Genomic DNA, 15,631 nt, shown 5'->3' on the forward strand with positions numbered 1-15,631 from the left:
ATGCGCGCCAGCCCTCGCCGCCAGGGCGTCCGGAGCGCGCCAGCCCTGGTGTCCGTGATGGGATGACGGTATGTCGACCGCCCACCTTCGCGAGCTCGTGGCCACCACTGCCCTGCGGTTGGGGCCGCAGGCGCCGACGCTGTGCCATCCCTGGACTGTCCACGACCTCCTGGCTCACCTGGTGCTCCGGGAGACGCGACCGGACGCCCTGCCCGGGATCGGGCTGCCGCTCGGGCCCCTGGAGCGGCATACCGAACGCCTCCAGGACGAGCTGGCCCGCGAGCACAGCCTCGCCGGCCTGGCCGATCGGGTCCGCACCGGCCCGCCCTCGTGGTCTCCCACCCGGCTGGGACCCGTCGACCGAGCGGTGAATACGGCCGAGCTGGCGGTGCACCTGGAGGACATGGTGCGGGCCCAGCCCGGCGACCCCGAGCCAACCGTGCTGGACGCCGAGACCCAGCAGCAGTTGTGGGACACGGTGCGCCGTGCCGGGCGACTGCTCTACCGCAGCGCCCCCGTCGGGGTGGTGCTCGTCGCACCGGGATATGGGCGGGCCGGGGTCAAGCGCCCGCCGTCCGGGGACGTGGGCAGCGTGGTGCTCACCGGCGAGCCCCTGGAGCTGCTCCTGCACGCCTTCGGCCGCGCCCCGGTCGCGCAGCTGCGGGCCGAGGGCTCGGACGCCGACGTCCTGGCGCTCGAGCAGCACGAGCGCAGCGCCTAACGCAGCGCCTGCGGGTCACGGGCAGACCGCCAGCGAGTAGGCCAGACTGGACCGGTGAGCACCGGTGAGATCCTGCGCAAGGCAGGACGCAAGCTGTGGGGGCCGGTGCGCGAAGAACTCACCCCCGACGCGGCGCGCACCCGGGTGGTGCGCTGGCGGTCACGAGCGTGGCTGATCCTGCAGATCGGGATCGCCGCCGCCCTCGCGTGGTGGGTGGCCAAGGACCTGCTCGGGCACCCGCAGCCCTTCTTCGCCCCCGTCACCGCGGTGATCTGCCTCGGTCTCACCTACGGCGACCGCTTCCGACGGACCATCGAGCTGACGATCGGCGTGGCGATCGGCATCTTCACCGCAGACCTCTTCATCCACGTCTTCGGCTCCGGCACCTGGCAGATCTTCTGCGTCGTGGTGGTGGCCATGTCGCTGGCCGCGTTGCTGGGGGCAGGCCAGCTGCTCACCATGCAGGCCGGGATCCAGGCCGTCATCGTCACCGCCCTGGTGGCCCCCGAGGGGGCCGCCTTCAGCCGCTGGATCGACGCGGTCGTCGGCGGTCTCGTCGCGCTGATCATCGCCATGCTGGCGCCGATGAGCTCCACCACGGCGCGGCCGCGGGAGCGCGCCACAGCCCTGATCGGCCACCTCGCCGAGGTGCTGACCGACACCGCTCAAGGACTGCGCAACCGGGACCTCGGCCGCACCGACCGCGCCCTGGCGATGGCTCGCGGGCTGTCCACCGAGGTGGAGGACCTGCGCTCCTCCACCGCTGAGGCGCAGGCCGCGGTGCGGATGGCTCCCCTACTGACCCGGACCCACCGCGACGGCGTCCGCGAGGTGGCGCACCTGATCGGACCGCTCGACCTGGCCATCCGCAGCGTGCGCGTGCTCGTGCGGCGGGCTCAGATCGCCGTCGACGAGGAGGAGTTCGTCCCCGACAGCTATATCGACATGGTCACCGGTCTCGCGGCGGCAGCCGCCACCATCGTGGAACGGCTCGAGGACCATGAGGACCTCGCGGCAGCCCAGGAGGATCTGGTGATCCTCGCCCGGGAGTCGACCTGGAGCCATCCCCGGGCCGGCCTGTCAGCCGAGGTGATGCGCGCCCAGATCCGCTCGGCCGTGGTGGACCTGCTCGTGCTGTCCGGGATGACCGTGGCCCAGGCACGACGGCGGGTGCCGGCCACCCGCGAGGAGCTGGACCCCAGCGCCGCCGAGGAGGAACGCGAGGAGACCGACCGGAAAGGGTGACTCGATCGTCCACGCCTGATCCTCCCGGACCGCGCTCAGTCGTTCACGCCGCAAGCCGGACGGGAGTGGTGCTCGATGAGCGCAGCGAGACGACCCGCTTCCTTCGTCGCCCGCTCCCCGTCCGCCCGCTGGATGGCCATCACGGCCAGTTCTTCGGTGTCGGTGAGCTCGAGCACCGCCCAGGGGGCGCCACCGGAGAAGCCGACCCGGACGATCTGGGCCCAGGACAGGTCGTGGCTGCGCACCAGGTTGACCACGCGCAGCCCCTCCTTGGTGGGCAGCGCGCGGATCATCCCGTAACGCCACAGGAAAGCCGCCATCCCGATCCCGATCACGGCCACAGCCACGCGGTTGACCAGCTGCAGGGACGGGTCTGAGCCGAGCGGTGTCGGGCCGTAGATCGCGACCAGACCGAAGACGATGATCGCTGCCACGGCGCACGCCCGGGCGACCCACGCACCGATCACGGGGCGGAACGGGTCGTAGGCGGAGCGCCGGGACGTCGGACGGATCATGACTTCAGGGTACGTTCCTGCTCCGCGAGGTTCGGGCCCGCACCGGTCGGTGCCTCGACGCGCGCCGCCCGGTTCCAGACGAAGAAGCCCCACAGGACCAGGCCGCCGTACACGGCATACATGATGGCCGAGGGGTAGTAGCCAGAGCTCCACAGCAAAGGGACGCCGACGAGGTCGACGGCGATCCACACCAGCCAGAAGTCAACCCAGCCGCGCGCCATCGCATAGGTCGCCAGGATCGACCCGACGAAGATCCAGGCATCGGTCCAGTAGTACCAGGACGGGGCTGGCCAGCCCACGCCGACCTCGCGGAAGATCCACTGGCACAGCACCACCAGGACCGCGGCGACGACCAGATAGGTGGCGCGCTCCCGGGCGCTCGCCCAGCGCGGCGTGATAGCGGGTTCGCCCTTGGCGCGGGTCTTGCGGGACTGCTGCCAGCGCCACCAGCCGTAGACGCTGGTCGCGATGAAGAAGACCTGGCGGGCGGCCTGCCCGAACAAGCTGTGCTCCTGGGGGTTGTTGAACCAGACCCCCATGAAGACGGTGAACAGCAGAGCGTTGCCGATGATGCCCACCGGCCAGGCCCAGACCTTGCGGCGCATGCCGAGGATGGCGGAGGCGAACCCGAAGAGATTGCCGACCACCTCCCGCCAGGCGATGGGGTGGCCGAACAGGTCGAGCTCGGCGTAGAAGATGTCGTTCCAGACGTCCACGTCTGTCCTCTCGGATCAGGGCGAGAGAGGACAACCCCCGCTCGCCGGGTGTGGGCGCCGGGGGTTCGTGTGCGTGGAGCGACGCATCGACAATCCCGGACGTCGGCACCTGCACCCGGGTGCCGAGACATCGGCGCGCGGGTGCGCGGGTGCGACGTCCGAGGACGACGCGCGTGCTACCTCCCATCCGGACTTTCACCGTCGGTCCTGGAGTTTCACCAGGTCAACCGGCCGCTGGCTGCGGCCGGGTCGCGGACTGTCACCGCCGGCTCGGAATTTCACCGACCCCGGAGCACGTAGTGCGTATTGCTGGGCACACCTTACCCGAGGGGTGGACGGTCGGGACGACGGCGCCTCAGCCGCAGGCGTGGCGGGCCGCGAGGTCGCGCAGCTCGGCGATCCGCCCCGAGATGTCCTCGGCCCCGTAGACGGCTGAGCCGGCGACGAAGACGTCGGCACCGGCCTCGGCGCACTCCCCGATGGTGTCGGCCGCCACCCCGCCGTCGACCTGGACCCAGACCTCTCCCCCGCGTCGGCGCACGGCGTCCCGGACCGCCCGCACCTTCGGCATCTGGTCAGCCATGAAGGACTGTCCGCCAAAGCCCGGCTCCACGGTCATCACGAGCACCATGTCGACCTCGGCGAGCAGTTCCTCATAGGGCTCGAAAGGCGTGTCAGGCTTCAGCGCGAAAGCCGCCCGGGCGCCCTCGGCACGGATGGCGCGAGCGATCGCGACAGGGTCGCTGGCCGCCTCGATGTGGAAGGTCACCGAGGACGCCCCGGCCTCGGCGTAACCCGGGGCCCAGCGATCTGGATCGGCGATCATCAGGTGCGTGTCGATCGGCACCGGGGAGACCTTGACCAGTGCCTCCACGACCGGCAGACCGAGCGTCAGATTGGGCACGAAGTGGTTGTCCATGACATCGACGTGCGCCCAGTCCGCGTCCGCGATGCGGTCCAGCTCGCGCTCGAGGTTGGCGAAGTCCGAGGCCAGGATGGAAGGGCTGATCTGCAGGTGCGGGGCAGGCATGGCGCACACCCTACCCAGCCAGTACTGGTCCGCCCCTAGCCACTCAGCCCGAGCCACTCAGCCCGTGCCACTCAGCCCGTGCGACGCAGCAGGGCGACGAACATCCCGTCGGTGTCGTGCCGGTGCGACCACAGCTGGGCCCAGAGTTCGCCCTCGCTGCCGGTGTCGGCGACCTGCTGACCGGACCGGTCCCGAAGCAGGGCCCGCACATCCACGAGCTCGACGTCCCCGCGCCGCTTGCGCACGTCCTCCACCACAAGGGTGGTCTCGGCGATGTGCGGTGAACAGGTCGCGTAGGCGACCACGCCGCCCACCCGGACCGCGTCGAGGGCGGAGTCGAGCAGCTCTCGCTGCAGCGGACCCAGGGTCGCGAGGTCCTGCGGGCTGCGCCGCCACCGCGACTCAGGTCGGCGCCGCAGGGCGCCGAGCCCGGTGCACGGCGCGTCGACGAGCACGCGGTCGTAGAGCCCAGGCTCCTGGGTGCCCACGTCACGGCCGTCCTCGACGGTCACGGTCACGTCCGCCCCGGCGTCGATAGCGCCGGTCAGCGTGTTGCGCACCAGCTCGGCGCGGTGCGCCGACACCTCGTTGGCGCGCAGGCTCGCCCCGCGCCCCAGCGCCAGCGCTGCCAGCAGACCTGCCTTGCCGCCCGGACCGGCGCACAGGTCAAGCCAGCGCTCGTCTGTCCCCTCCAGCGGGGCGTCCGCGAGGGCCAGCGTCAGCAGCTGGGACCCGGCGTCCTGGACCGCGACCCGGCCGTCGCGGACGGCGGAGAGCACACCGGGGTCCCCGGCAGGCAGCGTCCACGCGGTGGGTGCCACCGGCGAGGGCTCGGCACCAGCCTGCTCGAGGGCATCAGGCTCGACCAGCCCGGGTCGGAGCACCAGCGTCAGCGCGCCCGGCTCGTTGTGCGCCCGCAGCAGCTCGGGCAGCTCGGCGTCGGCCTCCGAGGCGGTGCTCCCGTGGGCGATCAGCGCAGCGCGCAGCGCGCGCACCACCCACTCGGGGTGGGAGTGCTCCACGGCCGCTCGCGCCACCGGGTCGGTGATCGGCTCGAGCACGATCTCCAGCCACTCCTCACGGGTGCGTTCCCCCACGCGCCGCAGGACCGCGTTGACGAAGCCGCCGGCGCCTTGGCTCACGTGTTGGCGCGCCAGCGCGACGGTCGAGCTCACCGCGGCGTGGTCGGGCACGCGCATGCCGAGAAGCTGGTGGGTGCCCAGCCGCAGCAGGTCGCGGACCGGCGCGTCCACCTGTGACAGATCACGATCTGCCGCCTGGGCGATCACGCGGTCGTAGAGACCCTGCAGACGCAGGGTGCCGTAGGTCAGCTCGGTGGCGAAGGCAGCGTCCCGCCCGCGCACACGGGCCCTGCGCAACTCCTGAGGGAGCTCGAGGTTGGCGTACGCGCCATCCTGGTCGACGGCCCGGAGCACCCGGTATGCCGTGTCCCTCGCCGGATCGCCCTGCCGGGCCCGCTCGGCGGGACGCTGGGCCGAGCGCTCCCGGGGTCCTCGGCGTCGCTCATCCCGCCGCTCCTCGCGGCCACCGCGTGCGCCCGCGCCCCGGCCACCCCTCGCCGGTCCTCGATCCTCACGCGCCAACCTGCTCATCCTCCTCGATCCGGCTGCCGCGCGCCCAGTCCGCGGCGGGCATCTCACGCTTGCCATGGGGCGTGACCAGGCCGAGCCGCACCGGGACCGTTGCGGTGCCGATCAGCACCTGCTTCTTGTCGGCGCGCACCTGACCGGGTGCCAGGGCCGCGACGCCAAGGTCCTCCACCGGGGAGACCGGGCCCAGCTTGAGGCGTTCACCCCGGAAGGTGGTCCACGCGCCGGGGGCCGGGGTCATCGCCCGGATCCGTCGGTCCACGGCCAGGGCGGGGTGGGACCAGTCGACCCGGGCGTCCTCCACCCCGACCTTCGGGGCATGGCTGACACCGTGGCTCGGTTGCTCCTCCGGGACGACGGTGCCCGCCTCCAGGGCATCCATGGTCGCGACGAGCAGATCGGCCCCCGCCCAGGCAAGGCGTTCCAGCAGCGCGCCGCTGGTGTCCCCGGGCCGGACGCTCTCGGTGAGCCGACCCAGGATCGGTCCGGTGTCCAACCCTTCCTCCAGCACGAAGGTCACTGCACCGGTGACATCGTCACCGTGCAGCAGGGCGTGCTGCACGGGCGCGGCGCCGCGCCAGGCAGGAAGCAGCGAGAAGTGGAGGTTCACCCAGCCGTGCCGTGGCTGCCCCAGCAGTTCAGGCGGGACCAGGTTGCCGTAGGCGACGACCGCCACGGCCTCGGTCCCCCAGTCCTGCAACGTGGTCGCGACCTCGGGCTCGCGCAGGCGCTCGGGCGTGAGCACCGGTATACCGGCCTCCTCGGCGACGACGCGCACAGGTGAGGGCGTGGCTCGGCGGCCACGACCCCGCCCGGCGTCGGGTCGGGTGAGCACCCCGACGATCTCGTGGTTGGAGTCCAGCAGCGCCCGCAACGAGGGCACCGCCACCTCGGGGGTCCCGGCGAAGACGATCCTCAGAACTGGTCCGCCTCGGTCGAGATCGAGTCGCGGAACTCGGAGAGGTCACCCACCTGCAGCTCGGCGACTTCCTCGCCCTGCGCCCGGAGCAGCTCGTGCCGCTCGCGGCGGCGACGGGCCTGCTCGATCGGGTCCGGGATCGGCGCCGCGGCGATGAGTCGCTGGGTGTACTCCTGGGTCGGGTTCTCCATGATCTGCTCGCGCGGACCGGCCTCGACGACCTTGCCGTTCTGCAGCACGATCACCTTGTGAGCCAGCAGGTCGATGACCGCCAGGTCGTGGCTGATGAAGAGGCAGGCGAACCCGAACTGCTCCTGCAACTCGGCGAAGATCTTCAGCACGCGGGCCTGGACCGAGACGTCGAGCGCGGAAGTCGGCTCATCGGCCACCAGCAGCTCGGGGTCCAGGGTCAGCGCCCGAGCGACGCTGATGCGCTGACGCTGACCACCGGAGACCTCGTGCGGGTAACGGTTGTAGACCTCGCGGGGCAGGTGCACCGCGTCCAGCAGGTCATACACCTTCTGCTGGCGGCTTTTGCGGTCACCCACCTTGTGGACCACGAGCGGCTCCGCGATGCACTCACCGATCGGCAACCGCGGGTTCAGCGAGGCGGCCGGGTCCTGGAAGATGACGCCGATCCGCTTGCGCAGGGCCCGCTTCTGCTTGCGGCTCATCGAGGTGACGTCCTCGCCCAGCAGGCGGAACTCACCGCCGGCGGCCGGGATCAGACCCAGTGCACACCGACCGATCGTCGACTTGCCGGAGCCGGACTCCCCCACCAGGCCGACGATCTCGCCCTTGCGGACGTCGAAACTGACGTCGTCGACCGCGCGGAACGGCGGCTTGCCCAGGCGCTGGTACTCGATGACGAGGTTCTTCAGCTCGATCGCCAACGGGGCGTCCTGGTCGACGTCCTCCTTGACGTTGATGCCCATCTGGCCACGGCCGGCGCCCATGCGGGGCACCGAGCCGAGCAACATCCGGGTGTACTCGTGCTGGGGGCGCAGGAGCACCTCTTCGACGGTGCCACGCTCGACGATCTCGCCCTTGAACATCACGCAGACGCGGTCGGCCATGTCAGCCACGACGCCCATGTTGTGGGTGATCAGGAGGATGCCGGTCTGCAGCTTGTCCTTCAGCGAGCGGAGCAGGTCGAGGATGTCGGCCTGCACGGTGACGTCGAGGGCGGTGGTGGGTTCGTCGGCGATGATGACCTTGGGGTCACAGCTGATCGCCATCGCGATGACCACGCGCTGGCGCTGACCACCGGAGAGCTCGTGGGGGTACTTCTTCATCTGCCGCTCGGGCTCGGGGATGCCGACCATGCCGAGCAGCTCGACGGCCCGGTCGACCGCGGCCTGGCCACGGGACACCCCGTGCAGCTCCATCGACTCGACCATCTGGGTGCCGACGGTCAGCACCGGGTTGAGGGCGGTCATCGGCTCCTGGAAGACCATGGCGACGTCATTGCCGCGCAGTCGGCGCATGGTCCGCTCGGACAGCCGACCGACCTCCTTGCCGGCGACGTTGACGGCCCCGCCGATGTTGGCGTTGCTCGGCAGCAGCCGCATGGCGGTCATCGAGGTGACGGACTTGCCCGAGCCGGACTCGCCCACCAGGGCGACGACCTCGCCGGGGCGGACCGCCAGGTCCACGCCCTTGACGGCGTGCACCGAGCCGAACTCGGTCTTGAAGCGCACGTCGACATCGTCGAAGGAGAGGACGGCGTCCTCGCCGCGGGCCGGGGTGCCCGACGCGCTGTAGCTGTCGGTGGCGGTGCTCATCAGTCGGCAGTCCTGTTCTGACGGGGGTCGAAGGCGTCGCGCAGACCGTCTCCGAGGAAGTTCACGGACAAGGCGATGGCCAGGATGATCATGCCGGGCCACCAGAACAGCCAAGGTCGTGTCTGGAAACTGTTCTGGTAGGTGGAGATCAGCAGACCCAGCGAGGTGTCCGGGGCCCGGACTCCCCAGCCGAGGAAGGACAGCGCCGACTCGGTGAGGATGGTCGCCGCGATCGCCAGGGTGGCGGACACGATGACCGTTCCGATGGTGTTCGGCAGGATGTGCTTGAAGATGATCCGCCCGGACCCGGTGCCGATCGCCTCGGCCGCGGTGACGAACTCACGCTCGCGCAGCGAGAGCACCTCACCGCGCACCAGACGGGCCAGGCTCGTCCAGCCGACGAAGCTCAGCAGGATCGCCAGCGGCCAGATGCCACCGCCGGACATCTTGCCGAAGACGGCCGCGAGGACCAGCGAGGGGATCACGATGAACAGGTCGGTGATCCGCATCAGGATCGACTCGATCCAGCCGCGGTAGTAGCCGGCCAGCGCGCCGATCAACGTGCCCAGGATGGTGGAGAGCAGACCCACCGTGAAGGCGACGATGAGCGAGCGCTGCGTGCCGCGCATGGTCAGCGCGAAGTAGTCCTTACCACCATTGTCCTGGCCGAAGGGGTGCTCGCCCAGCGAGAACGGCCACAGGCTCAGGGTGGGCCGGCCGCGGTCGATGACGAGGGCGCCGGCACGGTAGTCCTTGTCCCACCAGCCCGGAATGATCCCGTAGCCGATCGAGGTGAAGGCGAAGACGGTGATGAAGATCAGCATCGCCAGCGACACCATCGCCCCCTTGTGGCGGAAGAAGCGCCGCCGCACCAGCTGTCCCTGCGAGTAGGACTTCTGGGTCAGGTCGAGCTGCTTTTCCACCGAGTAGGTGCCAGCCGCCTCGGGGTCGGCCGCGGTGGGGTCCAGGTCCTGCGGAGCCCCCTTGTCCTGCTGCGCGGGGATCGGTGCGAGACCTTCCCGGCCGCTGCCGGGCTCGCGGGGCTGGTCGGGGTGCTCGGGGTGGTCACCGGGCGGAGTGGGCCGGTCGGTCATCGGTTCGTCCTTCGGGTGCGCTCAGGGGCAGATACCAGGGTGGGCCGGTCGGTCGGCACGGCGCTCACCTCCGGATCCGCGGGTCGAGGAAGGCGTAGGCGATATCGGCGAGCATGTTCATCAGCACTGCAGCGCCGCCGGCCACCAGGTAGTAGCCCATCACCGGCCCGGGATCGACATTGTCGAGCCCTTCCTTGAACATCGCTCCCAAGCCCTTCCATCCGAAGATCGTCTCGGTGATGACGGCGCCACCCAGCAGGCTGGCGAAGTCGAAGGCGACGATGGTGGTGATCGGGATCAGCGCATTGCGCAGCGCGTGCTTGGTGTAGACGACGCGGTCCGACAACCCCTTGGAGCGAGCGGTGCGGATGTAGTCCTGGTTGATCGTCTCCAGCATCGAGGCGCGCGTGTAGCGGCTGTAGCCGGCGATCGAGATCAAGGTCAGCACCATGGTCGGCAGGATGAGCTGCACTCCCCAGTCGAAGATGACCTCCCAGAAGGTGCCCTCGAAGCCGGGCACACCGGAGCCGATGGTCGAGATCGGACGCGGCTTGCGCTCCAGGAAGCCACCCCAGTTGCGCAGCAGGCGGTCCATGAAGACGAGGAAGCCGAAGGACAGGCCGGTGCCGATGGTGACGAACATGGCCAGCTTTTTCTCGAAGCCACCCATCAGCCAGCCGACTGCTCCGCTGATCACCACTGTGGCGGCGACGAGCCCCAGGATCACGAACCAGCTGGAGGGGTCCTCCATGATGGGCAGCGTCACGAAGTAGGCGACGACACCGAGGGCCAGCGTGACCAGGCCGGCGACCGAGATCTTGCGCTCGGTGAGCCCGACGGTCAGCGTCAGGAAGAAGGCGAGGGCCAGCAGACCGCCAATGATGATCAGCGGCAGGCCTAGGGCCGGCTTGCGCCACCAGCCGATGGTGTCGAACCAGAAGACCGCACCGAAGACCACGAGGGCGGTCACGGCAAAGGTGATGGCCTGCCGGGTCAGGGTTCCCCCGAGCACCGAGGCGACGAGCAGGCCGAAGATCACTGCTATGACTGCGATTGCTGTTGTCGACAAGACTGGATCAGCGATCCAGTTGTTGAAGCGGATGGCGCCGAAGTCCTTCAGCAGCACCGCGGCCCAGAAGACCGGCAGCGAGAAGAAGAGGAAGGCCAGGAAGGTGATGGCGTAGTCGAAGCCGGAGTACTGCCGGATCGCGGACAGCACACCCAGGGTGATGCCGATGACGATCGCCAGGACGACGGAGATGCTGACCAGGCGCAGGCTCGCCCCCGCCGAGTTGACCAGCATGCTGTTGATGTTGGCGCCGTTGCGCGCCTGGCCGAGGTCGCAGGAGAGCACCAGGCACTTGCTGGCCCCCGCCAGCCAGGTCAGGTAGCGCTGCCACCACGGCATGTCGAGATTCATGTTGGCGATGCGCGCCGCCATGAGCTGCTCGCGGTTCTCGGCGCGGCTCTCGCGAAGGTCCTGCAGGGGGTCGCCGGAGTTGATGGTCGCGAAGTACAGCAACATCGAGCCCAGGAGCAGGACCAGGCCAGAGATGGCGATCCTGCGGAGGATGAACTGGAGCACGGGTGTTCTTACCTTCCTGCGGAGGTTGGCACGACGACGTGCCGTGTGCCCGGTGACTCTAACCGAAATGGTCAGGGTCTGACCATGCCCTCGCGGCGTGTTCGCGACAGTGCGCGCACGCGGGGCCTCGTGGTCACGGCAAAGGTGAGGATGGGGGTGTTGACACCATGCGGGGCGGGAGGGCGAGGTGCCCTCCCGCCCCGGTAGGCGGGTGCTGGGTAGTAGCGGTCGCTCGTGCGACCGCTACGACCTCAGCGAGGGTGAGACAGCGTCAGTTGGCGCGGACCCACTGCTCGGCGTTCCACGACACACCGGTCTGGACCGCGGTGTTGCGGACGTTCTCGAGCGTGTTGTCGTAGCCGACGACGCCCGGGTGGGCGAACAGCGGGATGCCGTACAGGTTGTCCCACAGCAGCTTCTCGATGACCTTGACCTGCTCCATGTGCACGTCGGGGTCAACCGAGCCGGCCAGCTCGGTCCACGCCGCGTCGACCTCCTCGTTGGAGAAGCCACCGAAGTTCTGGCCGCCACCGGTGCTGTAGATCGGCTGGCCAGAGGCGATCTGGCCCGAGCCGGCCCACGCGAACAGGGCGATCTCCCAGTCACCGGTGTCCAGCGATCCACCGGCCTCGAAGAAGGCCGGGTCGGCGCCGTCCTGGATGTCGAAGCCGGCCTCGTCACAGGACGCCTTGATGGCGGTGACCTCGTCGGTACGACGCGGGTTGGGCGCCGAGTATCCGATGCGGACGGTGACGGGGGTGTCCAGACCGGACTCCTCCAGCTTGGCCTGAGCAGCCTCGATGTCGACCTGGTCGTACCGGCCGTCGTAGGCCGCGTCCACGACCTCCTGGTAGTGCGGCTGGAAGGGGAAGACCTCGCGGAGGTTCATCACCTCGGCCTCGGGGTCGATCGGCTGGATCAGGTTCTGCACGATCTGCTCGCGGGGCACGCACAGGGCGAAGGCCTCGCGGGCAGCCAGACCACCCTGCTCGTCCGAGAACACGGAGTCCTCGGCGAAGTTGTAGTCCAGGTGCTCCCAGGTCATGCGCGGGCCGGTGGACTTGGTGATCTGGTCGGCCATGCCGTCCAGCTGGTCCACCGTGTCCACGGTGGCCTGCGGCTCGATGACGTTCAGGTCGGCGTTCTGCAGCGCCTGGACCTGCGAGCCCGGGTCGACGAACTTGAAGACCAGGTTGCCGGTGGCCGGCGCCGGACCGTAGAACTCGGTGTTCGGGCGAAGACCCAGGGACTCACCCTGCTGCCAGGTGGAGCCAGCCAGGGTGTACGGGCCGGACGAGGGCAGGATCTCCTCGTCGGTGATCTCGTAGTCCGGGAACAGCCAGCCGGTGTTCCAGAACTCGGCGACCTCGGCCACGGTCTCGCCGTCGCCGTCCAGGATGGCCTGGGCCAGCGCGTCGGGTTCGAGGCCCGCCTGCTGGGCGGCGATGTGCGAGGGCAGGGCGCCGGAGACGACCAGCTCCCAGTCGGGGTAGGCCTCGGGGTAGGTGACCGTGAAGCTCTTGGAGCCCGGCTCGGTCTCGGGAGCCTCCGGGACGTACTTGCCGAAGGTGTCGGACACCGGGTCGAAGCCCAGGGTGTCAGAGCCACCGAGCGCCTCGGGGTTCGAGGACGCCCAGTCGAGCAGGAAGTCGTTCGCGGTCACCGGGGTGCCGTCGGACCAGACGGCCTCCTCGGAGATGGTGTACTCGACCGTCAGGGGGTCGTCGTTGGTCTGCTCGTAGGTGCCGAACCACTCGTTCGGGTAGACCTCGCCGTCGGTGCCCCAGTACCAGAAGCCGCCGAACAGCTGGTTGTTCACCACCGAGTTGTAGGTGGAGTTGGTGGACGAGGTGCCACCGTTGTAAGCGTTGTACTGCTCGGCGCCGGTGGAGAAGGAGACCTCGTCCTCGTTGGTCTCGAAGGTCAGGTCCTCCTTGCCGGTCTCGCCCTCGGCAGCCATGCCGTCACCGGTCTCGTCGGCACCGTCACCGGTCGAGTCAGCTCCGTCGCCGGTGGTGTCGGCACCATCGGTGCCGGCGTCGCCGCCGGTGTCGCCACCGTCGGTGCCGTTCTCCGCGGCGGGGGTCTCAGCGTCGCCGCCGGTGTCGGAGGTGCAGCCGGAAAGGGCCAGAGCACCCGCCGCCACGACAGCCATGGTCGCGCGCCTGATCTTCAATGTTCCTCCTAGTGAGTGGTTCGGGCCGTGGTGGTGACCGCCAGTGGTCACGACCCTGGGTCAGCACCGAACCCGGGGGTTGCGCATCGAACTTAAACAGGCGACCGACCCTCGGTCTAGCGAAGTGTCCACTCAGTCACCGGATCGTTACCCTTTTGAGACTTCCGCGCTCGTCAACCTGAACGCTGGCTGAATTCGCTGCTCAGCCGCCCAGATCGGCAGGGTCCACCTGCACCCGGAGACTGTCCTCGCTGCGACGCACCGAGCGCCGCGCACGCGCGTCGTGCAGGTCCTTGGCGAGGTCTAGGCCAGTCCCCTGGCGGACCAGGGCGCGGGCCTCATCGCGTTCCGAGCTCCGCACGGCCGGGGCGGCGTCACCCAGCGGGAGGTGCCCGGCCTCGCCCAGCTCTGCCAGCAGCTGCGTGACGGCCGCCGGGGCACCCCGCAGGGAGGCGTGCCGACCCACCGGCGGTAGCCCCAGCTCGGAGCGGTCGGCCAATTCCCGCACCGCCAGACCGGTCGGGTCCCAGCGGACGAAGGCTTCGACCGCTGGCACGGACCCGTGGGGAGGCACCCCGCAGAGCACCACCGGTGCGCCGTGCTGGGCCAGGGCGCTCGCCGCGGTCCATCTGCGCAGACTCTCGATCGCCGCGTCCAGACTCGCCCTGTCCAGGAGTTGCCACCCGTCCAGCAGGACCACGGCCCGGTATCCCCCCTCCGCCACCGGCTCCGCACCTGGCGTGGCGACCACGAGCGCGGGGTCAGCCCCGACTGCAGCCAGCACCTGTCCTCCGCCGGAGCTGCGCACCGTGACTCCCGGGAAGGCTCGCCCCAGTTCCTCGGCGGTGCGGGAGGCACCCACGGACGAGGCACGCAACCGGGTGGAGCCGCAGGCGGAGCACTCCCGGGACGGTGGCGGCGTGCCGCCGCACCACCGACACGCCGGCGCCTGGTCTCCGCCGGCCAACCCCACCGGCCCGCCACAGCTCAGGCAGCGCACCGGTGCGCGGCAGTCCTGGCAGGCGAGGGATACGACATACCCACGCCTGGGCACCTGCACCAGGACGGGACCGTCCACCAGACCCGACCGCAGGGCACGCCACGCCGTGGACGGCACCCTGGCGCTGCGGGCCGCCGCGTCCCGCGCCTCCTGGTGCCCCTCACCCGCGACCACGACCCGTGGCGCCGCAGCGCGCAGGGCGCGGGGCTCCACCCTCATCTCGGCGAGCACTCCCTCGGCCACCCAGGCCTGCACCTCGACGGTGCGCACGAAGCCCCCCATCAGCAGGGCGGCGGACTCGATGCGCGACCTGGTCCGCAGTACGTGGCGCGTCTGTGGGTAGGGCGATCGCGGCTCGGCGAGCACGTCATCGCCGTCGTCCCAGCAGACGAACAATCCGGCGTCGCGGACCGGGGCCCACGCCGCGGACCGGGTGCCCACCGCGACCCGAACGTGTCCACGCAGCAGCTGCACGAAGGCGCGGTAGCGAGCCTCGGGCCCCTGGTCGGCCGTCAGACGAACGCAACTGTCCGCGCCGAGGACCAGCTCAATGGCGTGGACCACCCGGTCGACGTCGCGATGGTCGGGGACCACGACGACGGCGCCACGGCCGGATCGGCGGGTCGCGGCCACCGCCTCGGCGATGGCCGTCGGCCAGTCCAGCTCCGGCGGCCGCGCCGGGAGGGCGCACCAGGCGGCGGCTGGTGCCTCCCCCGCCTCGATGCGCCGCAGGAAGGCCGGGCCGGCCACCTGGCTGTCCCAGGCCGACGGGCCCGAGCCGGTGGCACTTTGGCTGCTCCTGGAACTCGTCTCGGGGCCCGACCCTGCGGTCCCCACCTCGTCCCCGCTGTCGGCCGGAGGGACCCCCTTTTCCGCGCGAGCGTGTCGCGGCGGTACGGCGAGCCGGAGCACGTCGGCCAGCGTGCCACCGTAATGCGCCGCCACCTCCTTGGCCGCGGCGAGCACCTGTGGCGTCAGGACTGGCTCAGCGCTGACCACCGACCGCAGCAGCGCCAGCCGACCGGTGTGCTCGGCCACCGCGGCGCGACCCAGGATGAAGCCGTCGTGGTCCCGACCGGAGAAGCGCACCCGCACTCGGACCCCTGGTCGGGCCTGCGCGGCCAACTCCTCGGGGACGAGGTACTCAAAGGGTCGATCCAGGTGCGCCAACGGTGTGTCGACGGCGACCAGCGCCACCGGGTTGACCGTGGCGACCGGTCGCTCGGCGGCCGGTCC

12 protein-coding genes and 1 riboswitch are annotated in these 15,631 nt (G+C 70.3%); of the genes, 2 read left to right on the forward strand and 10 right to left on the reverse strand.

Annotation, left to right across the window (positions count from 1 at the left end):
- Window positions 1-70: 70 nt before the first annotated feature.
- Entirely contained in the window at window positions 71-721 is a 651-nt protein-coding gene (locus ACQBAT_RS08805) for a TIGR03085 family metal-binding protein (RefSeq protein ID WP_420747538.1), read from the forward strand.
- 54 nt (window positions 722-775) lie between these two features.
- The gene (locus ACQBAT_RS08810; RefSeq protein ID WP_420747539.1) at window positions 776-1,966 is read left to right on the forward strand and encodes an FUSC family protein; all 1,191 of its coding nucleotides are present in this window, start codon (window positions 776-778) and stop codon (window positions 1,964-1,966) included.
- A gap of 35 nt (window positions 1,967-2,001) precedes the next feature.
- On the opposite strand, the gene ACQBAT_RS08815 is transcribed toward ACQBAT_RS08810, so the two are convergent.
- The 10 genes from ACQBAT_RS08815 to ACQBAT_RS08860 form a co-directional block, all read right to left on the reverse strand.
- On the reverse strand, window positions 2,002-2,481 hold the full coding sequence (locus ACQBAT_RS08815) for a PH domain-containing protein (protein WP_420747540.1): 480 nt from the start codon (window positions 2,479-2,481) through the stop codon (window positions 2,002-2,004).
- Window positions 2,478-3,197 (reverse strand): nicotinamide riboside transporter PnuC, encoded by a 720-nt coding sequence (gene pnuC, locus ACQBAT_RS08820; protein WP_420747541.1) that lies wholly within the window; start codon window positions 3,195-3,197, stop codon window positions 2,478-2,480. The genes ACQBAT_RS08815 and pnuC overlap by 4 nt, the downstream gene beginning before the upstream one ends.
- Before the next feature lie 170 nt (window positions 3,198-3,367).
- A riboswitch (FMN riboswitch) is annotated at window positions 3,368-3,496 on the reverse strand.
- Window positions 3,497-3,552: 56 nt separating this feature from the next.
- Window positions 3,553-4,227, reverse strand: a complete 675-nt coding sequence (rpe, locus tag ACQBAT_RS08825; protein WP_420747542.1) for a ribulose-phosphate 3-epimerase — start codon at window positions 4,225-4,227, stop codon at window positions 3,553-3,555.
- 71 nt (window positions 4,228-4,298) lie between these two features.
- On the reverse strand, window positions 4,299-5,840 hold the full coding sequence (locus ACQBAT_RS08830; protein ID WP_420747543.1) for an RsmB/NOP family class I SAM-dependent RNA methyltransferase: 1,542 nt from the start codon (window positions 5,838-5,840) through the stop codon (window positions 4,299-4,301).
- A complete protein-coding gene (gene fmt / locus ACQBAT_RS08835) occupies window positions 5,821-6,756 on the reverse strand; it encodes a methionyl-tRNA formyltransferase (protein ID WP_420747603.1) in 936 nt (311 codons plus the stop codon). The genes ACQBAT_RS08830 and fmt overlap by 20 nt, the downstream gene beginning before the upstream one ends.
- Window positions 6,753-8,540, reverse strand: coding sequence for an ABC transporter ATP-binding protein (locus tag ACQBAT_RS08840; protein ID WP_420747544.1), 1,788 nt, complete (start codon window positions 8,538-8,540; stop codon window positions 6,753-6,755). Before ACQBAT_RS08840 ends, fmt begins: the two co-directional genes overlap by 4 nt.
- The gene (locus ACQBAT_RS08845) at window positions 8,540-9,634 is read right to left on the reverse strand and encodes an ABC transporter permease (RefSeq protein ID WP_420747545.1); all 1,095 of its coding nucleotides are present in this window, start codon (window positions 9,632-9,634) and stop codon (window positions 8,540-8,542) included. Before ACQBAT_RS08845 ends, ACQBAT_RS08840 begins: the two co-directional genes overlap by 1 nt.
- Window positions 9,635-9,698: 64 nt before the next feature.
- Window positions 9,699-11,219: an ABC transporter permease gene (locus tag ACQBAT_RS08850; RefSeq protein WP_420747546.1), complete on the reverse strand. Its 1,521-nt coding sequence runs from the start codon at window positions 11,217-11,219 to the stop codon at window positions 9,699-9,701.
- Window positions 11,220-11,490: 271 nt separating this feature from the next.
- The gene (locus ACQBAT_RS08855) at window positions 11,491-13,395 is read right to left on the reverse strand and encodes an ABC transporter substrate-binding protein (protein WP_420747547.1); all 1,905 of its coding nucleotides are present in this window, start codon (window positions 13,393-13,395) and stop codon (window positions 11,491-11,493) included.
- Window positions 13,396-13,597: 202 nt separating this feature from the next.
- Window positions 13,598-15,592, reverse strand: coding sequence for a primosome assembly protein PriA (locus tag ACQBAT_RS08860; RefSeq protein ID WP_420747548.1), 1,995 nt, complete (start codon window positions 15,590-15,592; stop codon window positions 13,598-13,600).
- Between the last annotated feature and the right edge of the window lie 39 nt (window positions 15,593-15,631).

Source organism: Ornithinimicrobium pulveris (assembly GCF_050261105.1).
Classification (GTDB): Bacteria; Actinomycetota; Actinomycetes; order Actinomycetales; family Dermatophilaceae; genus Ornithinicoccus.